The 19,888-nt window shown below is 25.6% G+C and carries 23 protein-coding genes; 16 read left to right on the top strand and 7 right to left on the bottom strand.

The genetic code is table 11. The features are described from left to right. Positions 1-80 precede the first annotated feature (80 nt). From NG904_RS11160 to NG904_RS11125, 8 genes are all read left to right on the top strand, one after another. The gene (locus NG904_RS11160) at positions 81-683 is read left to right on the top strand and encodes an HD-GYP domain-containing protein (protein WP_252214653.1); all 603 of its coding nucleotides are present in this window, start codon (positions 81-83) and stop codon (positions 681-683) included. Positions 684-834: 151 nt separating this feature from the next. Further along, positions 835-1,923, top strand: coding sequence for a sensor domain-containing diguanylate cyclase (locus tag NG904_RS11155; RefSeq protein WP_252231671.1), 1,089 nt, complete (start codon positions 835-837; stop codon positions 1,921-1,923). A gap of 61 nt (positions 1,924-1,984) precedes the next feature. Continuing rightward, positions 1,985-2,671: a peptidylprolyl isomerase gene (locus NG904_RS11150; protein WP_252231670.1), complete on the top strand. Its 687-nt coding sequence runs from the start codon at positions 1,985-1,987 to the stop codon at positions 2,669-2,671. Positions 2,672-2,944: 273 nt separating this feature from the next. Next, entirely contained in the window at positions 2,945-3,658 is a 714-nt protein-coding gene (locus tag NG904_RS11145; RefSeq protein WP_252231669.1) for a YoaK family protein, read from the top strand. A 213-nt stretch (positions 3,659-3,871) separates the two neighbouring features. Beyond that, positions 3,872-4,387: a GNAT family N-acetyltransferase gene (locus tag NG904_RS11140; RefSeq protein WP_252231668.1), complete on the top strand. Its 516-nt coding sequence runs from the start codon at positions 3,872-3,874 to the stop codon at positions 4,385-4,387. A gap of 150 nt (positions 4,388-4,537) precedes the next feature. Then, positions 4,538-5,404: an SDR family oxidoreductase gene (locus tag NG904_RS11135; RefSeq protein ID WP_252231667.1), complete on the top strand. Its 867-nt coding sequence runs from the start codon at positions 4,538-4,540 to the stop codon at positions 5,402-5,404. 399 nt (positions 5,405-5,803) lie between these two features. Beyond that, positions 5,804-6,790, top strand: coding sequence for a ketoacyl-ACP synthase III (locus tag NG904_RS11130; protein ID WP_252231666.1), 987 nt, complete (start codon positions 5,804-5,806; stop codon positions 6,788-6,790). 215 nt (positions 6,791-7,005) lie between these two features. Next, the gene (locus tag NG904_RS11125; RefSeq protein ID WP_252231665.1) at positions 7,006-7,794 is read left to right on the top strand and encodes a nucleotidyltransferase domain-containing protein; all 789 of its coding nucleotides are present in this window, start codon (positions 7,006-7,008) and stop codon (positions 7,792-7,794) included. 73 nt (positions 7,795-7,867) lie between these two features. Here the strand turns inward: NG904_RS11125 and NG904_RS11120 are convergent, their stop codons facing one another. Further along, positions 7,868-8,020 carry a transcriptional regulator gene (locus NG904_RS11120; RefSeq protein ID WP_252231664.1) on the bottom strand — a complete coding sequence of 51 codons (153 nt, stop codon included), beginning with the start codon at positions 8,018-8,020 and terminating at the stop codon, positions 7,868-7,870. 41 nt (positions 8,021-8,061) lie between these two features. After that, positions 8,062-8,604, bottom strand: a complete 543-nt coding sequence (locus tag NG904_RS11115) for a DUF6512 family protein (RefSeq protein ID WP_252231663.1) — start codon at positions 8,602-8,604, stop codon at positions 8,062-8,064. Between the two features lie 274 nt (positions 8,605-8,878). On the opposite strand from NG904_RS11115, the gene NG904_RS11110 reads away from it, so the two are divergent. Continuing rightward, positions 8,879-9,253, top strand: coding sequence for a RidA family protein (locus NG904_RS11110; protein WP_252231662.1), 375 nt, complete (start codon positions 8,879-8,881; stop codon positions 9,251-9,253). 348 nt (positions 9,254-9,601) lie between these two features. On the opposite strand, the gene NG904_RS11105 is transcribed toward NG904_RS11110, so the two are convergent. Next, positions 9,602-10,042, bottom strand: coding sequence for a hypothetical protein (locus tag NG904_RS11105; RefSeq protein WP_252231661.1), 441 nt, complete (start codon positions 10,040-10,042; stop codon positions 9,602-9,604). 313 nt (positions 10,043-10,355) lie between these two features. Between NG904_RS11105 and NG904_RS11100 the strand changes: the two genes are divergently transcribed. Further along, a complete protein-coding gene (locus tag NG904_RS11100; protein WP_252231660.1) occupies positions 10,356-10,655 on the top strand; it encodes a DUF3892 domain-containing protein in 300 nt (99 codons plus the stop codon). 79 nt (positions 10,656-10,734) lie between these two features. Here the strand turns inward: NG904_RS11100 and NG904_RS11095 are convergent, their stop codons facing one another. The 3 genes from NG904_RS11095 to NG904_RS11085 are packed head-to-tail and all read right to left on the bottom strand — an operon-like array spanning position 10,735 to position 12,613. Continuing rightward, positions 10,735-11,547, bottom strand: a complete 813-nt coding sequence (locus tag NG904_RS11095) for an ABC transporter permease (protein WP_252231659.1) — start codon at positions 11,545-11,547, stop codon at positions 10,735-10,737. After that, positions 11,541-12,245 (bottom strand): ABC transporter ATP-binding protein, encoded by a 705-nt coding sequence (locus NG904_RS11090; protein ID WP_252214686.1) that lies wholly within the window; start codon positions 12,243-12,245, stop codon positions 11,541-11,543. The genes NG904_RS11095 and NG904_RS11090 overlap by 7 nt, the downstream gene beginning before the upstream one ends. Further along, positions 12,245-12,613: a GntR family transcriptional regulator gene (locus tag NG904_RS11085; RefSeq protein ID WP_252214689.1), complete on the bottom strand. Its 369-nt coding sequence runs from the start codon at positions 12,611-12,613 to the stop codon at positions 12,245-12,247. Before NG904_RS11085 ends, NG904_RS11090 begins: the two co-directional genes overlap by 1 nt. Before the next feature lie 275 nt (positions 12,614-12,888). On the opposite strand from NG904_RS11085, the gene NG904_RS11080 reads away from it, so the two are divergent. Then, the gene (locus NG904_RS11080) at positions 12,889-14,349 is read left to right on the top strand and encodes a methyl-accepting chemotaxis protein (protein ID WP_252231658.1); all 1,461 of its coding nucleotides are present in this window, start codon (positions 12,889-12,891) and stop codon (positions 14,347-14,349) included. A gap of 101 nt (positions 14,350-14,450) precedes the next feature. Here the strand turns inward: NG904_RS11080 and NG904_RS11075 are convergent, their stop codons facing one another. Then, positions 14,451-15,179: an ATP-binding protein gene (locus NG904_RS11075; protein ID WP_252231657.1), complete on the bottom strand. Its 729-nt coding sequence runs from the start codon at positions 15,177-15,179 to the stop codon at positions 14,451-14,453. A 290-nt stretch (positions 15,180-15,469) separates the two neighbouring features. Here NG904_RS11075 and dltD point away from each other — a divergent pair, with 290 nt between their 5' ends. The 5 genes from dltD (at position 15,470) to dltC (ending at position 19,816) form a co-directional block, all read left to right on the top strand. After that, positions 15,470-16,660, top strand: a complete 1,191-nt coding sequence (gene dltD, locus NG904_RS11070; protein WP_252231656.1) for a D-alanyl-lipoteichoic acid biosynthesis protein DltD — start codon at positions 15,470-15,472, stop codon at positions 16,658-16,660. Then, positions 16,629-16,769: a hypothetical protein gene (locus NG904_RS11065; RefSeq protein WP_252231655.1), complete on the top strand. Its 141-nt coding sequence runs from the start codon at positions 16,629-16,631 to the stop codon at positions 16,767-16,769. The genes dltD and NG904_RS11065 overlap by 32 nt, the downstream gene beginning before the upstream one ends. Positions 16,770-16,786: 17 nt before the next feature. Next, positions 16,787-18,301: a D-alanine--poly(phosphoribitol) ligase subunit DltA gene (gene dltA, locus NG904_RS11060; protein WP_252231654.1), complete on the top strand. Its 1,515-nt coding sequence runs from the start codon at positions 16,787-16,789 to the stop codon at positions 18,299-18,301. Next, the gene (gene dltB, locus NG904_RS11055) at positions 18,301-19,455 is read left to right on the top strand and encodes a D-alanyl-lipoteichoic acid biosynthesis protein DltB (RefSeq protein ID WP_252224589.1); all 1,155 of its coding nucleotides are present in this window, start codon (positions 18,301-18,303) and stop codon (positions 19,453-19,455) included. The genes dltA and dltB overlap by 1 nt, the downstream gene beginning before the upstream one ends. A 133-nt stretch (positions 19,456-19,588) precedes the next feature. Further along, a complete protein-coding gene (dltC, locus tag NG904_RS11050) occupies positions 19,589-19,816 on the top strand; it encodes a D-alanine--poly(phosphoribitol) ligase subunit DltC (RefSeq protein ID WP_003374498.1) in 228 nt (75 codons plus the stop codon). Positions 19,817-19,888 lie beyond the last annotated feature (72 nt).

Below are 19,888 nucleotides of genomic sequence, written 5' to 3'. Positions count from 1 at the left end.
TTTAGGTAATTAAATTTTATATTACATGATAATATTTGAGTTTTTATATAATTAAAAATATTTTATAGAGGAGTTTAAGAATGGAATGTATATTTAATAATCATGAATTAATTTGTCATGATCTTATCGAAAGCATTGTGTTTGCACTGGATGCAAAAGATAGTTATACTGCGAAGCATTCAATGAGAGTTGGTGACATGGCATGTGAAGTTTGTAAATTTTTAAATTTAAGTACTGAAGATAGAGAAATAATACATATTGCTGGGCATGTTCATGATATAGGTAAAATTGGAATTCCAGATAATATATTAAATAAAAAAAGTAAATTAAGCGAAGAAGAATGGAATGTAATAAAACAACATCCAGCCATCGGTGCAAAAATTTTAAGCAGTTCAAAAAAATTAGCAAAGATAAGTGAAATTATATTATATCATCATGAACGTGTTGATGGTAATGGATATCCAAAGGGATTAAAAGAAAATCAGATTCCATTAGGAGCTAGAATTATTTCAATATGTGATTCTATTGATGCTATGTTAAGCAAAAGAGCGTATAGAAATAGTTTAAAATTAAGTGCCTGTAAATTAGAAATAGAAAAAAATATTGGAATAATGTATGATGAAAAAATTGCAAAATGTGTATTAAACAATTGGGATTCTCTTAATAAAAGTATAAAAAGATAATTTTGAAATTATAGGGATAAAAATTTTCTACATAAGTAAAAATAAAAAATTACTAATAACTATTTAAGATATTATTATAATTTTTTATTTTAATAAAGTATTATGATAAAAATAAATTGTAAACTTAATTAATGCTAGAGGATGATAGAGAATGAAAAGTATTTATTTATTAAAAAATGATATGAATGGAGTGATATATTATTTACAAGATTTTATAAATAATCATAAGAAAATATTGATTATTATTTTAATTTTTATGTCTATTTCATTATTAGATGCATTGTATTGTTTTTTAGTTAATATTAAAGAACAACGAAAGTTTATGAAAGAATTAGAATTAGAAAGAGAAAAATATTTAATTGTAATAGAGCAGTTGAATGATATTATATTTGATTTTGATTTAATTAATGGAAAGGTAATAACTTCATCAAAGTTCAAAGAAAAATTTGGATGGAAATTAACATCAAGAGAACTAGACATAAACAAGTTAAAAGATTCTAAGATTTACACAGAAGACATATCTATAATAAAAAATATTATACCTAATATTGAAAATATGGAAAAACAATCAATAATAAAGAAGATAAGAATAAGAAAAAGTGATGGATATTACTTATGGTGTGAATTAATACTAAGTTATATTTATAGAAATAATAAGATTGTTCGCATAATTGGTAGAATTACAGATATTGATGATGAAGTGAGAGAACGAAATATACTTAAAGTAAAGTCAGAACGTGATCAACTTACTGATTTATATAATAAGTTAACGTTTTTTAATAAAGTAGAGGAAAGAATAAAGAATAATGAAAATAATGAAAGCATATTAGTTTTTATAGATATTGATAATTTTAAATTAGTAAATGATTGTTTAGGTCATATAAGTGGAGACGAAGTTTTGAGAGATGTTGCAAAAAAAATTAATAGTATCTTTGATAAAGAAATTAATATCAATGCTAGATTTGGAGGAGATGAGTTTTGTGTATTTGAAGAGAATTCATCTATTTTAATGATAAAGGAAAAGATAAAGAAGTTATCCATAATATTAGAAGAAACTTATATGGGGAAAAATGGGCAAAAAGTTAATGTTTCAGCAAGTATAGGAATTGTCTCTTATCCTTATGATGGGACAAATTTAAAAGAATTAATTGAAAAAGCTGATAGAGCATTGTATAAATCAAAAGAAAATGGAAAAAATCAAGTTACAATTTATAACGATGGTATTAGTATAAGTATATAAAAATAAATAAATTATGTTATACTTATAGTATTAAATTTTAATTGTAGGGTGGCGAAATTTGATGAGTATAAAAAGTATAAAGAAGTATACCAAGTTGATTTTATTATTAGTTTTTATTAGTTCTTTAGGCGGAGTTGGTTGTGGAAACCTTAAAGATAATGATACAAAACAGACTTCAGAATCAAATTCTACAGCAGAAGAGGTTCACATTAATTCGCCAGAGGGAATTGAAAATTTACCATTAGCAACTATAAAAGTTAAAGATTATGGAGTTATTGACGCTGTGTTATATCCAGAAACTGCTCCTAATACAGTAAATAATTTTATAAATTTAGCTAATAAAGGTTTTTACAATAACCTTAAATTCCATCGAATAATTAAAGACTTTATGATTCAAGGTGGAGATCCTAATGGAGATGGAACTGGGGGGCCGGGTTACTCAATTGAAGGAGAGTTTAGCTCAAATGGTATTCCAAATGGATTAAAACATACAAAAGGTGTACTATCTATGGCAAGAACCCAAAATCCTAATAGCGCAGGAAGTCAGTTTTTTATAATGACTGCAGATGCACCACATCTTGATGGAGAATATGCTGCTTTTGGTGAGGTGATATCAGGTTTGGATGTTCTTGAAAAAATAGTAAATGTTAAGACTAAATCAAAAGATATTCCTGAAGATGATGTGATTATTGAATCAATTACTGTTGATACTAAAGGTGTAGAATATAAAGAACCAAATAAAAAGTAGAACTATCTTTATAAATATATCATCATTGCTATTTAAGCTTTGATGATATATTTTTTATTCTTTAGGAATTTATATTATTAAAAAATTTGTGGATAAATTTTTTAATAATGTGTTTTAAAGGTATTATGAGTACCCCTAAAGAATAAAAAATAATCATATGCCGCACCATTATTCCTGCACTGCGTTTGGAAAGGGCGCATGGCTAAAAAAATCGACGGCTCCAAAGTCGCCTTAGCGATTTTGTTCTGTTGTACAAAAGGGGGAGATTTAAAATTGTTTACTAAAGATATGAATATTAATATGTGTAAAAACAAAAATGTTAGCACTTCTGAATCAGTACATTTAGGAATGCTTTTAGCCATTGTTGGGGGATTCCTTGATGCTTATACTTTTGTTTGTAGAGGTGGAGTTTTTGCAAATGCAGAAACAGGTAATATTGTTTTAGTAGGAGTAGAAGTAACAAAAGGAAACTTAAAAGGAGCTATCATGGCATTTTTACCTATTTTAGCATTTATAATAGGAGTTATTGTTGCAGAAACAATAAAAGAATTTGAATCCTGTATTAGAGTGGTAGATAGTCATCGTACTATTTTAATAATTGAGATGTTAGTGCTTTTTATTGTAGGATTTATACCACCTACAATTCCGGATATATTTGTAACTACAACTATATCATTTGTTTCATCAGTTCAAATATCTTCATTTCGAAAATTAGTTGATTCTCCATATAGTACAACTATGTGTACTGGAAATTTGAGAAGTGCTTCGCAAGCTGCATATATGGCTTTTAGAAAAAAGGATAGTACTTATACTATAAAATCAATTCGTTATTGTATAATTATAATATCATTTTTAATAGGTGCATGTTTAGGCGGAGTGTCAACTTTAAAAATTGGAGTTAAATCCGTTTGGATCTCAGTAGTTGTATTAATATGTGCTATTGTATTATTTAGTATAGATGAAAGAAGAATTAAAGAGCAGTCTTAAAAATGTAATTAAATTCAATTAAATGCTATTAAAAGTAATTAAATTGAATTTAATTACAGCTACCAATAAATTGGGAAAAAACTTATTTAAATCGAGAAAAAATAGGATATTCTCATATAATAACATATTACAAAAATTACAACATTTTACTATTTGATTATATAATTGGTACAATCTACTAAGGTTATTAGAATTATTTGGAGGGATAGTATAATGTTATATTCAGATATAAATCTCCAACATGAGATTTATAGAGAAGATGTTTTTGATATTGCAAAATGGTTGAAGGATGAAGAAGTATCTAAATTTCTAAACGAAAAAGATGGAATAACCAATAGCTTAGATAATTTGGCTAACAACTCAACATTACCTATAATGACTCAGTATTTTAATAATAATGGTCCATTTTATATGATAGAACATAAAAATAAATCTATTGGTTATTTAAAAATTGTTACTAAAGGTAATAATAACAGTGCAGAAATAGTTGTTGCTATTGGAGATAAGAAAAAATGGGGTCAGGGAATAGGCACAATAGCAGTAAAAAAAGCTTTAAGTGAGGCATTCTTAAAATACAGAGTTAAAAAAGTGGTAGCTAAAATTCATAAAGAAAATTATAGATCAAGCAAAGTATTTAAAAAAGTAGGGTTTATTGAAAATGAATTATTAGAAAAGGAAACAAAATACTTAATAACATTTAATAATTATATTAGTCAATTTAGCAGTTAAAGTCAGAAAAATTATATTCTGTCCATGAGCTTTATACTACAATATCAACACTGTTTTAAAACATAGCCTTAGATATAAGATGAAATAAATATTTTTTATGTGTTAGGAAATACTATTTAATATTAAATAGATAACTAAGGAGGAGTTAATATGAATTTCCCTAATTCATTTCCAGCACAACATCAAAATCAACATCCAGGATTTGAATATGAAATGAATCCAATTCCAATATATTATGATCAACAATATAATAAAAAAGGTGACTTATTAAATAATAAAGTTGCAATAATTACAGGTGGAGATAGTGGAATAGGAAGAGCAGTAGCAGTAGCTTATGCTAAACAGGGCGCAGATATAGTAATCGTTTATTATAATGAAAACAGAGATGCAGAAGAGACTAAAAAACTTATAGAAAATGTAGGAAGAAAATGCATTATTATAAATGGTGATATTGGAAAAGCAGACTTTTGTAATGACGTAGTTAAAAGAACTATTGATGAGTATGGAAAATTAGATATATTAGTAAATAATGCAGCAGTTCAATATGAGTGCCAAGATATAAAAAATATATCTGATGAACAATTTGACAGAACTTTTAAAGTTAATGCATATGGAACATTTTATATGACAAGAGCTGCATTAAAACATTTGAGACAAGGAAGTTGTATAATAAATACAGCTTCAGTTGTGGCTTTTAAAGGAAATGAAACTTTAATAGATTACTCTATGACAAAGGGTGCTATAACTGCATTTACAAGATCATTAGCACTTTCACTTGCAAAACGTAAAACTGGAATAAGAGTAAATGCTGTTGCTCCAGGTCCTATTTGGACCCCACTTATACCCTCTAGTTTTGATGCAAATAAGGTATCGACTTTTGGATCAGACACCCCTATGGGAAGAGCGGGTCAACCTGTAGAATGTGCTGGAGCATATATTTTTTTAGCTTGTGAATGTGCATCATATATTACAGGGCAAACAATACACATCAATGGTGGAGAAATAGTTAATTCATAATATAAATAATATTGTTTCTAAAATTGATTAAAATAAGGCTTAAATTTTGCAGAAAGTAGGACTTAAGTCTTATTTTTAGTTAAGTATAAATTATACAGAATTAAATTAAGTTATAGCATCAAAGATGATTTCTAAATTATATAGAAATCATCTTTTTAGTTTTATAAAAAATTAAATCATTTGGTAAAAAATATCAAAAAACAAAGAAAATATAGAATAAAATTCAAAAATAGTATAATTTAAGTAAATATGGTTGACATAAGGCGAAATGTAGATTATCATAATATATGATGGTAATATTTTACAGACAAGTATTTATCATAAGTAAACAACATTTAATAATTAAAATTTTTTATATAAATTATTATTATTAAAAAAATGATTATAGGAGAAATGAATATGAATATAAAGATAAGAGCTATAGAAACAGAATATCCAGAAAATATTGTAAAGAATGAATTTTATATAAATCATTTTAAGGAACAAGGAAAAGATATAAATAGATTATTAGAAGCTTTCGGCAGAAAAGAAAGAAGAATAGTAGATAATGATACTGATACAACACTTAGCATGGGAATTAAGGCTTCATTAAAAGCATTAGAAAGTGCAAATCTTACAGGAGAAGATATAGATTTAATTATATTTTCAAGTCAATTTCCAGAATATATATGTCCAACTCAAGCATTAATAGTACATAATGCCATAAAAGGAAAAAGTGATACCATAGTAATGGATTTAAATGTAAATTGCCTTGGTATGTTAGTAACACTTGATACAGCATCAAGACAATTAATTCAAAATAATAAACTTAAAAGAGCATTAATAATAGGTTCAGACTATGCTTCAATTCATATGAAAAGAAACGATGAATTGTGTTATCCAATGTTTGCAGATGCAGGATGTGCAATGATTTTAGAAAAAACTGATGAAGATTGTGGATTTATTGATTCTGATTATTTTACTGACAGTAGAAAATATAGTTCTGTAATGTATCCAGAATGTGGTTCATCTTCATATTATAAGGATACCACATCTTATGATGATATGAAATTTGGATGGACAGAATGTGATGATGATGTAGTTCATATAGCAATAAATTCTATTAATAAATTATTAAAAGATAATAATTTAGAGGTATCAGATATAAGTGCCTTTTGTCTTTCACAATTTGCACTTCCTATAATAAATGGATGCATAGATGGTTTAAGATTAGATCCAGAAAAAGTTATTTTTGTAGGCGATAAGTTTGGATATACAGGGACAAGCTCACCTCTTATGGCATTTCATGATGGAATAAAGAGTGGAAAAATTAAAAGAGGGGATTATGTAGTATTCTGGTCTATTGCAGCTACTAGAACAGCTTGTTCTGTTTTGTTTAAGTATTAGGGTCTGTTTTAGCAAAGTGTTGATTTTTGACTCTCACTTAACGATTCTCAAAGTCCAATTACAATGCCACTTTGACCTATTGCATATATCAACGCATATTTAAAAGAGATTCAGATATTAAAATAATTATCTAAAATTAAGAATATAAATAAGCATAAAATAGATTTTATTAATAATAGAGTATATTTATATGAGTATATATGGGGGAAAGCAACATGGAGAAAATTAAAAATTTAATTGAAGACTTTAGTAAAAGACCTGAAGTAGAAAGTATTGCACTTGGAGGATCAAGAGCTACTAAATTAAATGATAGCAATTCAGATTATGATCTATATGTTTATTTAAATTCTGACTTATCTAAGAAAATTAGAAAAAATATATTAGACAAATATTGCAAGTATATAGAATTAAATAATACTTATTGGGAAGCAGAAGATGATTGTTATTTAAATGATGGAATAATTATTGAAATTATTTATCGTAGTATGGATGACTTTGATAAAGAATTAAAATCAGTAGTTTTAGATGGCAATGCATATAATGGATACACAACTTGTATGTGGTCAAATGTAAATCAATGTGTAGTTTTATATGATAGAAATAATAAGCTACAAAAATTAAAAGATAAATATAATATTAAATATCCTAAAGAATTAAGAAAAAATATTATAGAGAAGAATTTAAAACTATTAGATGGATATATTCCTTCATTTTCTATGCAAATAGAAAAAGCAATAATTAGAGGAGACATAGTTAGTATTAATCATAGAATTACAGAATTTCTAGCTAGTTATTTTGATATAATTTTTGCAGTTAATGAATTACAACATCCAGGAGAAAAAAGATTAATTTCAATATGTTTAAGTTCTTGTAAAGATTTACCTAAAAATTTCGAAGAAAATTTAGATAAACTTCTATCAGGAAATAGAAATAAAGAAGAGATCATGTCAGTGGTAAACAATATTGTAGATAATATAAAAGAATTAGTTTTAAATACCAAATAATTATGATAGATTTAAAACTTAAGGCACAATCAAAAAAATATATCCTTAGGATAAATTCCTAGGGATATATTTTTTATTTATTAGCAGGTTCCCATTTGCAACGAACTGGTGAAACTATTAATTCTTCTTTTTTTAATTCTTTAAAAGCTTTATCAATATCTTTACGATCTAATCCAGAAAGCTTTTCAACTTCACCAGCACTTAATGGTTTGTTTGCTTCGCTCATAGTAATGATGAAGAAATAAATTAAATATTTTACAAATTATATTAGTGAATTCCATATTCTCCAGTAGTTGAATCAATAAAAAGAGGTATTTTAGGTTGAATAAATGTAAATAGAGTAAATAAAAATATAGTAATAAAGAAAAGACTAGAATATAGATAATTATTACTTAGATCATAATTAGCATAAACTTTAAATCCAATGTATTGTCCGATAGATACTCCTAGGACTAATGAGAAGATGTCTAAAACTAAAGAGTGAATTCCTAGAGCACCAGTATAAGTATAATAAAAAATAATTATTGTAATTGAAGAAATTATCATTGAAATTGTGCAAGAACAAAACCATTTTTTCCAATCTAATATTATATCATTGAAAATAATATAGGATATAATATACCAAATTATTGTAGGATATACAGCAAGTTTTAAGTGCTCCCAGATACTTTCATTAACAGGAGTAAATAAACCAACTAATAAAGAATTATTACTTAATTTATATGTGTAATGAAATAATGTTGCAAGTAGTACTATAAAGGGAATTGACAATAGGAAATATAATTTATAATAAAAATACATCTGAAACATTATGAGTCCCTCCTAAGTATAAATTGTTTTATCATTACTATAATATATAGCAATAATGCACTTAATTATGAGTTGTGTTAAAAATTATTTTAAATGAAGGAATATATTTTGTTATTGAAACAAGAAAATGAAAATTTTGTGATGGATTTTCAGAAAAATATTGAAAAATGCTAGTAGATTTTAAGTTTGGTATGTATTAAAATATCTATTAAAGCAATATGCAATATGTTTTTAAAAATTATAAAAAATACAATTATTATTGGGGGAATTTAAAATGTTAAAAGTTACAAAGACAGATAAAGCGCCGGCAGCAATAGGTCCGTATTCTCAAGCTGTAAGTTTTGGAGATTTATTATTTACATCAGGACAAATTCCGTTAGATCCATCAAGTGGAGAAGTTATTGGAAAATATATTGAAGATCAAGCTACTCAAGTTATGAAAAACATTAGTGCTATATTAGAAGATAATCATCTTGATTTTTCTAACGTTATAAAAACAACTTGTTTTCTTGCTAATATGAGTGATTTTTCTAGGTTTAATGAAGTTTATGCAAAATACTTTATTAGCAACCCTGCACGTTCTTGTGTTGCAGTAAAAGAATTACCTAAAAATGTATTATGTGAAGTGGAAGTAATAGCGGCTAAATAATAAAAAAGACTATACCTGTTAAGAAATAAACTTAAGGTATAGTCTTTGATTAATTTAAAGAAAGAATTTAATTTATAGAAACAGTTTTTATTGTAACATTATTTTTTAATAATTCAGTCTTAATATTTTCAGAAATATCGTTTTTGCTTGCTTTTTATAACTATTTAAACTTTTTTCTAAACTTTATAAAATGAATTTGGATTTCTATAGTAATAGTTGAAATGAATCCAAGAATACTGAGTATAGTATTATAATAAGTTATATTTTGTAAAAAGTAATATGAGAATATTAAACTTATGTATTAATCAAAATGAGCCTTAATGTTTTAAGGCTCATTTTGGTGTTCCATTATCTTTTATGCTTGGAATTGTTATTATTATTCATATTTCTATTCATGTTGTTCATATTATTTCTATTCATATTATTCATGTTATTCATATTATTCATACCATTAAATGGATTACCACCATTATTTTGATTTCCCATAAGCATATTCATAATAGGATTATTGTTCATATTAGAATTATTCATCATATTAGGATTCATTCCGCCCATAAGCATGTTTAAAAGTGGGTTACCACCCATTCCTTGAGCTTGGTTGTTATTTCCACCGCCAAACATATTCATCATAGGATTACCATTCATCATAGGATTGTTTCCCATCATTTGATTTCCGCCCATCATAGGATTGTTTCCCATCATAGGATTACCACCCATAGTATTCATCATACCAGCTAGTGGACTATTAGGAAATAATGCACTAAATATCATACTTAATAATGGATTCATACTATATTCACCTCAAATATTTATTGCTGTTACTGTATAGTATTATTATTAAAGTTAAAACGGTACTTAAATTATATAAGATATAGTAATATAATAAATATTTTATGTTTCTTAATTGCTAATTGTAGTTTCATAATAATATGAAAATGGAATCTATTAATAAAAAATCTTTCCGTAAGAGTAGTAATAATAAACTTAATTTAAAAGTATTTATTAAATATAGTAATAAGAAAAAAATTGAAAATTTTTCTTGTGAATTAAAATATATTATTAGGATAAAATAACATCATAATATTATAGGAGGTGTGATTTTATGAATAATAATGAAGGAATGTTAGGGGGAGTACCAACTAATATTACTAAAGAAGTTACTACACCTAACAGTAATTCACAATTAATATCAGCTGTAATAAAAAGTTCAGGGGAAATAACAGGATATGAACTTTCAAATGGTCAAAGAATATCTAAAGAAGAAGGAGTGAAAATGGCCAAAGATGGGAAAATAGCTGGTGTATCAGTTAGTGTTTCCAGAAAAGGAGAAGAATATCTTAGGAGTTTACCAGATCAAAATGAATCAAATAATTTAAGCGCGCTACCAACAATTAGTGAGTAAAAAATAGAGATATAAATAAATTTAATAGTAAATAAAAATAGTTGAGATTAAAATCTCAACTATTTTTTATATAATGCAATTATTCTAAATTTAATTTATTTTTTATGATGTAATTAGTTATTAAGAAATAACATATGAAGAAGATGATGTTAATAACTATAGCAGTAATAAAAATTCCGTGCAATTGATTTATTGAAGATATATTCCATGAAATCATAGAATTAGAAACCTTATCTGAAAAAACAATAGATATAGTAGAAAGAATGGCATTCATAATAAGATTTAAAACTATAAATGCTCCAAAAGAAGACAATATTTTTCTCTTATTAAATAAGTGACCTATTGAAATAGAAGCATAGATCATAATAATACCCATAGCCATTTGAATTAATGCGGCAATTATAAATTCTAAACCAACCATATAACCACTTACACCCCAATATTGATAAACAGATGAAAAAGCAGTGCATAAATCTTTAAAGAAATTTGGATTAAGTGCATTAGAATTAAATGCTAAAATTAATACTGAAATTATTGCCACAATACCACTTACGATAGTCCACATAACAGCAACTAAAAGTTTACTACATATATTTTGCCAAGGTGCTACAGGCAATGTATGCATTAAATAACCTTCATCACCAAGAATATTTTTATAAAATCTTTGTACAATTATAAAAAATGTTACTATAAATACTGCAGCCATAGTACATCCATAAGCAAATACACTAAGGACAGCTGGAATTCCTCCTAAAGTATCTGTATTAAGAACAGAAAAATCATTATTCATAAAAATTTTATTAATTAGTGCAAATATTAAAAGTGCAGCATAAAGCGGAAGCAATACTCTTCCAGTTGCTTTTGTCTCATATTTCATTAATTTTCCTAACATTTAAATACCTCCCTAAATAAAGCATCAACACTTTTTCCATGTTCTTCTCTAATTTCATCAACACTTTTTGTCAAGTATATTTCACCATAAGATATAAATACAACATCATCTAATACTTGTTCAATATCTGATATTAAATGTGTAGATATAATTACAGTTGCATTTTCATTATAATTATTAATAATAGTGTTTAAGATATAATCTCTAGCAGCAGGGTCAACACCGGCTATTGGTTCATCTAAAAAGTAAAGTTCAGCATCTCTACTCATTACTAAAATAAGTTGTACTTTTTCTTTTGTACCTTTAGACATAGTTTTTAATTTGTCATTAGGATTAATATTTAAATTTTTTAACATATCATAAGCTTTATCAGAATTGAAATCTTTATAAAAATCCTTAAATAAATTTATGATGTCAGATACTTTCATCCAATCATTTAAATAAGTTCTTTCTGGTAAATAAGAAACTATTTTTTTTGTTTCAACTCCAGGTTTATTTCCATTAATTAATATTTCACCGCTTGTAGGTGTTAATAGGGAATTAGCAAGTTTTATTAATGTACTTTTACCGCTACCATTTGGTCCTAAAAGGCCAACAATTCTACCACGATTAATTGTTAAATCAATTCCTTTTAAGGCTTGTTTTCCACCATAATTTTTAAGTAAATTTTTACATTCTAATATAGGTGTATTATTCATTATTTCATCTCCTTCATAAATTCATCCATAATATTCAGTATTTCATTTTCGGTATAGCCTATATTTTTCATATTATTAAGAAAGCTTTCAATTTCTTTTTTAGCTAGATCATTTCTAATTTTATTAATCAAGTCTATATCCTCCGTAATAAATCTACCACTTGTTCTTTGTGTAAATACTAATTTTTTTCGTTCAAGCTCAGTAAGAGCTTTTTGCATTGTATTAGGATTAACAGATGCTTCACTAGCAAGTTCTCTTACTGAGGGTAATTTATCACCAATTTTATATATACCAGAAATAATTCTTAATTGCAGTTGATCTATTAACTGTAAATATATTGGCCTATCATCTTTGAGTTCCCAACCCATATTTTCAACTCCTTGTATTATTGTATTAATAACATAATACAATAATACAGCTATATACTAATTTTGTCAATACTATGTTTGGAATTAATAGGATAAAAACTAAAATAATAGAATATTAACATTTTCAATATTCTTAAGTTTAATTAATCGGTGAGATTTAATTATGCATATATAAACACAGATTATAAATTAAATAAGAATAAATATGTTTTAATAGAAGAGCATGTATAAATATGTTATTATATTTTATAAAGTAGGTTAGGGGAGGGTGAATTATGAAAATAGGAACAAATGAATTAGAAAGAGCAAATTTGTTAAACATTAAATTATTATTAATTTTATGTTTAATATTAATAGTGCAGTCATATATTTTACATGGGTTAGTTAGAGGGACAACTACATTAATATTTTGTATATTTGTAACTGTATGTGTAATATGCATAAAAAAATTTGTAAGTAATTCTTTGATATGTGGAATAGGAATTCCGCTTGTTATAATGATAGCAGAATTAGTTTTTGTAATTTTAGCAGGTGGAACAGGTTTTGCTATAATATTATTTTTATCCACTTTAGTAATGAGTTCATTATACTTTGATCATAAAATAATAATAGGCTATTCAATAATATTAAATGTAATTATATTATTTATTCAGTTTATCATAGGGTTTAATTTATTAGGAAGAGGACAAGGTATAGATATATTTGTAACTCAATTTACTGCAGTAATAATATCAGAAGTAACATTATATTTTATGGTTAAATGGTCAAAAGAAGCATTAGAGAATTCAATTCAGTCTGAAAATGAAATAAAATGTGCCATTTTAAAAATAGGCAATACTACTAATAATATAATTAGTCAAATAAATACATTAAATGAAAGTACTAAGAGTACAAGAGATCAATCACAAAGTGTAACAAGAGCAATGGAAGAAATAATTCAAGGTATAGAAGTTCAAGTGACTAGTATGTCTGACATTACAAATTCTGTTCAGTATATTAAAGAAGAAATAAATTCAACATTAAAATTATCAAATGAAATTGAGGACAGCTCTAAGAATCTTAGTATAAAGACAGATGAGAACTTTTCAAGTATTAATATAGCAAGTGATCATATTAATAGCATTAGAAATATAATGAGTGAAGCTAATTTAACAGTAATAGAATTCAGTGATAATATGAAACAAGTTATAAATGTACTTAAAGGAATAAAAGAAATTTCAGAACAAACTAATCTTTTAGCACTTAATGCATCTATAGAAGCGGTAAGAGCGGGGGAAGCTGGTAAGGGATTTGCTGTTGTTGCAGAAGAAGTACGAAGTTTATCTGAAAAAACTAAAGAAACAACTAATGAAATAGAAGAATCTATTTTAGGTATACAAAGTAAGATAGAAATGGTAGTTAAATCTGTTAAAAAAGGTGATGAAGAAGCAGAAAAAGGTAAAGATATTATAGAATCTACTTTGATTAGTTTTAAAGATATGCAAAAAATGTTTGAAAATATCAAAGATGACATATATAAAGAATATGGATTAGTGGAAAAAATAAATTCATTAGTAGACAATGTACAATCAAATGTTGAAAGTACAACAGCTATTACTGAACAATATGTAGCTAATACAGAAGAAGTAACAACACTACAAGAAGAACAGGAAGAACAAATTAACAGCATACAAGAAAGTGTTGAAAACATATACAATGAAGCAACAGAACTAACGAGTTTATTTTCAAATGATTAAATAACAAGGATATGTTTTAGTAAAATGTTAATATATGTATAAACAAATTGGACGGAGCAATTAATGTTTTATTAATTGCTCCGTATTTATTTTCATAGATATTATTCTAAAATTTCTCCAGAAGTAGAAATGGTTACAATTTGCCAAGGTATTACTTTTCCACTTTCCATAAGTGCTTTTTTTATGGCATTAACTATTCCAGCACAACAAGGTACTTCCATACGAACAATAGTAATACTATTTATTTCATTATAATTTAATATTTCTATTAGTTTTTCAGAATAATCAACATTATCTAATTTCGGACAACCTATCAAAGTAATTCTATTTTTCATAAATTTATTGTGAAAGTCTCCATAAGCATATGCAGTACAATCTGCTGCAATTAAAAGATTAGCATCATTTAAATATTCTGCTTTAGGTGAAACAAGTTTTATTTGAACTGGCCATTGATTTAATTGAGAAGATACAATATTTGTTTTTTCATTAGTTAAATCATTATGTTTTATAACTTTGGCATTAGAACCAGGACAACCTTTAGGTATATTTACATTATTATTTAAATTTAAAGTTTTAGGTATAGATGTTTTTTTATTTTCCATATTTAATTTGACTGCTTCTTCATCGTAGTCTAGAGCTTCTCTTTCTTCAAAAGAAATAGCATTTGTAGGACAAGAAGGTAAACAATCACCTAACCCATCACAGTAATCATCACGTAAAAGTTTAGCTTTACCATCAATTAATCCAATAGCATCTTCATGGCAAGCATCAACACAAAGTCCACAACCAGTACATTTATTTTCATCAATTTTAATAATTTTTCTTATCATAAAAATAACCCCCATAACAATGAATATTTATTAAACTACGTATTTCATAATATTGATTATAGTATATAGAGAATTTTAAATCTGTTTCAAATGTAACACATTTAAAGTAAATTTTATAAAATAATTTTAAATTATTAATGTAATAATTAATTTAAAATAGGTAATACTATACAAAATATTAATATGATTATTTATATAAAATACTAATTGTATTATGTAAACTTATAATTGCAAATTTACTCAATAATATATATAGATTTTTAGATACAATTATAAAAAGGAGGAGCAAAGTGAGAAAAAAATTTATATACGTAATACTTCCCATTGCTATAGTATTAATAACAGTTATTTCTTTAAATAGTTTTTTAAATAAAGAATTAGATGACATGTTAAGCAAGAAGGAATTAAGCAGCATAGACAAAGAATATGGAAGTATATACAAAGACAAGGGAGTGGTATTTAACGAATACGTTACCCAAAATAACGAACTAGTATTACAAGGGTCATCAGAGTTAGCTTCTCCAGTTTCACAATTACCTACAATATTTTTCCCAGTTAAAGGATTAGATACAATTGTTACAAATGGAAGATCTTATTCTCAACATTTACATCAAATATCTATTTTAGGAAGTCAACAACAAGTAGATATGGAAGGAAAGAAAGTTGCACTAATACTATCACTTCAATGGTTCTTAGATGAAAATGGAATAGATTCAGGAGGTTTTCAAGCAAATTTTTCACCAGTACAATTTTATGAGTTTTTAAGCAACGATAAAATAAGTAAAAATAATAAAAATCAATATGCAAAAAGGATATGTAGTTTATTAACCGGAAATACTCAATTTGGACCGGAAAGACTATATTCTAAAATATATATTAATGATAGTTTTTTTTATAAAATAGCTAATATAGCATTTAAACCTTATTTTATAGTAAGAAAAGAAATGGTTAAACTGAAAGATAAGGGATTATTATATAAAAAATTAAGAACTTTACCTCAAAGAAAAGCAATTAAAAGTGGAGCAGTTGATTGGAATGAAGAATATAAAAGAGCAGAAGAAGAAGAAGGCAAATCTAAAGTAACTAATAATGAATTTATGGTTTATGACTATTACTATAATAACAATTTAAAAAATAACGTAGATTCACAAAAAGATGCAAATAAGAATGTTGATTTAATGAAGTCAAAAGAATTTGAAGATTATGAGTTATATTTAGACACTTGCAATGAATTAGGAATAAGACCATATATAATTTTAATGCCTACTAATGGATTATGGTATGACCATATTGGAATTAAAAAAGAAGAAAGAGATAATTTTTATGATAAAGTACAACGAATGGCTGAAGGTAGAGGCTTTGACGTTTTGAATTTAAAAGATGAAGAATATACACCTTATTTTATGTGTGATGTAATGCATTTAGGATGGAAAGGATGGCTTAAAGTAGATGAAGAACTTTATAAACATTTTAAAGAATAATGAAGCACTAAAATTTGCTTTAATAAGTTCAATAATATTTATTTTTGCTATTTTAATATTAGCATTTGAACCATTTAATGAAATTCCATTTATATATAATCAATTTTAAAGAAAGGTGTAGTTAAAATGAAAATATTAGAAGGAATAAAGAAATTTTCAAAAAGTAATAGAGTTGCATTAACTTGTGATGGTGAATTTATGACATACAAAGAGTTAGATTATATATCTGAAAGTGTAGCAAGTTTTTTATTAGAAGAATTTAATAATGATAGAACTCCAATCATTATTTATGGTAATAAGGAAAATTTAATGATGGCAGTTATGATAGCAGCATTAAAATCAGGAAGAGCATATGTACCAATAGATATAAGCTATCCACAAGAAAGAGTAGAAGCAATTATTAGTGAAGTTAATTCTAAAATAATTATAGATTTTAGTGAAGGAAATATTTTCGATAATATATTAGTTTTAAAAGAAAAAGAAATTAAAGAAATAGTTAATGAATATAGCGGTTTAGAAGTAAAAGCAGAAAATTGGGTAAAAGAAGATGAAAATGCTTATATATTATTTACTTCTGGTAGTACAGGAAAGCCAAAGGGAGTACAAATAAGCAGTAACAATTTAGATAATTTTGTTGAATGGATAGCAGATTATTTGAATTTAGATGAAAATGAAGAAATATTTATGAATCAAGCAGCATATTCCTTTGATTTATCAGTGGCTTCAATTTATCCAGCATTATGTTATGGAAAAATACTACATGGATTTTCAAAGAATACTCTTTCAAATTTAAAGCAGATGTTTAACAATATTAAGAAGTCAGATATTAATATATGGGTATCTACTCCTTCATTTGCTGGAATGTGCATAACTGAAATAAATTTTAATTCTAATATGTTGCCCAAATTAAAAGCAATGGTATTTGTAGGAGAGGTACTTCCAAAGCCATTATGTGAAGCGCTTTTAAATAGGTTTCCAAATACAAGAATTATAAATGGATATGGTCCTACAGAAGCAACAGTAGCAATTAGTATAAATGATATGAATAAAGAAGTACTAGAACAAGACGGAAGTTTACCTATCGGGTATCCTATGAAAAATTCAATTGTTAAAATTATTGATGAAAATGGTAATAGTTTAAAAGATGGAGAAAAAGGAGAAATTATAATAGTCGGTCCTAGTGTAAGTAAAGGATATTTTAACAATGAAGAAATTACAAAAAAATCATTTTACTATGATGAGTATGATGGAAAACGATGCAGAGCTTACAGAACTGGTGATTTAGGATACTATGTTCATGGTAAGTTATATTATTGTGGTAGGAAAGATTTTCAAATAAAACTTAATGGATATAGGATTGAGATAGAAGATATAGAAAATAATTTAGTAAAAGTGAGTAATGTAAAGAATGCATCCGTTGTTCCAGTAAATAAGGATGGAAAGATAGCATATTTAACTGCTTTCATTGAATTAAAGAAAGATAATGGATTAAGTGGATTAAAAAATGGAATAATGATAAAAAAAGAACTAAGTGAATTAATACCTTCATATATGGTTCCTAGAAATATAAAAATAGTTAAAGAATTTCCTACTAATATAAACGGAAAAATTGATAGGAAGAAATTAGCGGAGGAATTATAATGAAGTTAACGCAATATGGAGATTATTTTTATTTATATTTATTATTATTAACATTTATTCCAGCGATAATATTAGCTTTAAATGGAGTTAAACCAAAGTATTATGGAATAATTGTTTCATTTCTTATGATTTTATTAATAATGACTAAAAGTATAGGATTATCTTTATTTCTAATATTTTTATTAATAGAAACATTTTTAATTTATATGTATTTATTTATAAGAAAGAAAACAGATAATAAATATATTTATTGGTTAATATTATTTTTATCAATGATTCCTGTTATTATAACAAAATTAGCAGGAGTTACTAAATATTCATCATTAATTGGATTTATTGGTTTATCATACTTGAATTTTAAAGCTATCCAAATGATAATTGAAATTTATGATGGAAGAATTACAGAAATAAATTTTACTACATTTATATACTTTATAATATTTTTTCCAACACTAAGTTCAGGACCTATTGATAGATGGAAAAGATTTGAGGATAATTTAAATACTAAAATAGAAAAAGAAACATATATAAATGAATATTTAATACCAGGATTCAAGAAAATAATTATAGCTATAGGTTATAAATTTGTTTTAGCGTATTTAATAGATACATATTGGCTTTTTAAAATATCTACAAATATAACAGTATTAAACAGTTTGAATTATATGTATGCATATACTCTATATTTATTCTTTGATTTTGCAGGTTATAGTTTGTTTGCAGTTGGAACTAGTTATATCTATGGAATTAAAACTCCGAAAAACTTTAATAAGCCTTTTATAAGTAAAGATATGAAAGAATTTTGGACTAGATGGCATATATCTTTATCTAGATGGTTTGGTGATTATATTTTTTCAAGATTTGTGTTAAGTTCAATGAGAAAGAAAAGATTTAAAAATAGATTTATAGCATCTCATGTAGCACAAATAATAACAATGTTTATAATGGGGTTATGGCATGGTTTAACTATATATTATATAATTTATGGATTATATCAAGGAACAGCATTAGTTTTAACTGATATATATCAAAGAAAATCAACTTATTATAAAAAGCATAAAAAAGAAAAGTGGTTTCAAATGACTGAGAGAGTAATAACATTTCATATAGTATGTTTTGGTATGCTAATATTTTCTGGATATTTATTTAAATAAAGAAAATACTATTACAATGAATTTAAAATTAAATTAATGGTCATGTTTTAAAGTAATGCTGACATTTTAATATAAAGCTTAAGGAATTATGTAGCATTTGTTGTACTAAATATAAAAGGGAAGTGTATTAATTATGAAAGATAAAGTATTAGAAATGTTTATTGAAGTTACTGGAAATGATGAAATTGCAGAAGATTTAGATTTAGATCTTTTTGAAGCAGGATTGTTAGATTCTTTAGCAATAATTGAAATGTTACTTCAAATAGAAGAAAAGCTAGGAATAAAATTACAACCTACAGACTTAGAAAGAGAAGATATGTCAACTGTAAATAAGTTAACTGAATTCTTAGAAAGTAGATAAACAAATTAAAAAGTTCTCTTTTATTATTTAAAATTAGGATCTGTTTTAAATGCGTGTTGATATATGCAATAG

Source organism: Clostridium sp. ZBS15 (assembly GCF_023845705.1).
Classification (GTDB): Bacteria; Bacillota; Clostridia; order Clostridiales; family Clostridiaceae; genus Clostridium; species Clostridium aquiflavi.
Note: the sequence above shows the minus strand (reverse complement) of the source record. Positions and strands in the feature narration are given on the sequence as shown.

What these genes read in the sequence shown, in the direction of transcription:
- NG904_RS11110 (WP_252231662.1), top strand. Translation starts at nt 8,879, where the DNA reads ATGTTAAAAGTTACAAAGACAGATAAAGCGCCGGCAGCAATAGGTCCG.
- dltA (WP_252231654.1), top strand. Translation starts at nt 16,787, where the DNA reads ATGAAAATATTAGAAGGAATAAAGAAATTTTCAAAAAGTAATAGAGTT.
- NG904_RS11100 (WP_252231660.1), top strand. Translation starts at nt 10,356, where the DNA reads ATGAATAATAATGAAGGAATGTTAGGGGGAGTACCAACTAATATTACT.
- NG904_RS11155 (WP_252231671.1), top strand. Translation starts at nt 835, where the DNA reads ATGAAAAGTATTTATTTATTAAAAAATGATATGAATGGAGTGATATAT.
- NG904_RS11130 (WP_252231666.1), top strand. Translation starts at nt 5,804, where the DNA reads ATGAATATAAAGATAAGAGCTATAGAAACAGAATATCCAGAAAATATT.
- NG904_RS11160 (WP_252214653.1), top strand. Translation starts at nt 81, where the DNA reads ATGGAATGTATATTTAATAATCATGAATTAATTTGTCATGATCTTATC.
- NG904_RS11080 (WP_252231658.1), top strand. Translation starts at nt 12,889, where the DNA reads ATGAAAATAGGAACAAATGAATTAGAAAGAGCAAATTTGTTAAACATT.
- NG904_RS11095 (WP_252231659.1), bottom strand. Translation starts at nt 11,547, where the DNA reads ATGTTAGGAAAATTAATGAAATATGAGACAAAAGCAACTGGAAGAGTA.
- NG904_RS11115 (WP_252231663.1), bottom strand. Translation starts at nt 8,604, where the DNA reads ATGTTTCAGATGTATTTTTATTATAAATTATATTTCCTATTGTCAATT.
- NG904_RS11085 (WP_252214689.1), bottom strand. Translation starts at nt 12,613, where the DNA reads ATGGGTTGGGAACTCAAAGATGATAGGCCAATATATTTACAGTTAATA.
- NG904_RS11090 (WP_252214686.1), bottom strand. Translation starts at nt 12,245, where the DNA reads ATGAATAATACACCTATATTAGAATGTAAAAATTTACTTAAAAATTAT.
- NG904_RS11140 (WP_252231668.1), top strand. Translation starts at nt 3,872, where the DNA reads ATGTTATATTCAGATATAAATCTCCAACATGAGATTTATAGAGAAGAT.
- dltB (WP_252224589.1), top strand. Translation starts at nt 18,301, where the DNA reads ATGAAGTTAACGCAATATGGAGATTATTTTTATTTATATTTATTATTA.
- NG904_RS11075 (WP_252231657.1), bottom strand. Translation starts at nt 15,179, where the DNA reads ATGATAAGAAAAATTATTAAAATTGATGAAAATAAATGTACTGGTTGT.
- NG904_RS11125 (WP_252231665.1), top strand. Translation starts at nt 7,006, where the DNA reads ATGGAGAAAATTAAAAATTTAATTGAAGACTTTAGTAAAAGACCTGAA.
- NG904_RS11150 (WP_252231670.1), top strand. Translation starts at nt 1,985, where the DNA reads ATGAGTATAAAAAGTATAAAGAAGTATACCAAGTTGATTTTATTATTA.
- NG904_RS11120 (WP_252231664.1), bottom strand. Translation starts at nt 8,020, where the DNA reads ATGAGCGAAGCAAACAAACCATTAAGTGCTGGTGAAGTTGAAAAGCTT.
- NG904_RS11065 (WP_252231655.1), top strand. Translation starts at nt 16,629, where the DNA reads ATGAAGAACTTTATAAACATTTTAAAGAATAATGAAGCACTAAAATTT.
- NG904_RS11105 (WP_252231661.1), bottom strand. Translation starts at nt 10,042, where the DNA reads ATGAATCCATTATTAAGTATGATATTTAGTGCATTATTTCCTAATAGT.
- NG904_RS11135 (WP_252231667.1), top strand. Translation starts at nt 4,538, where the DNA reads ATGAATTTCCCTAATTCATTTCCAGCACAACATCAAAATCAACATCCA.
- dltC (WP_003374498.1), top strand. Translation starts at nt 19,589, where the DNA reads ATGAAAGATAAAGTATTAGAAATGTTTATTGAAGTTACTGGAAATGAT.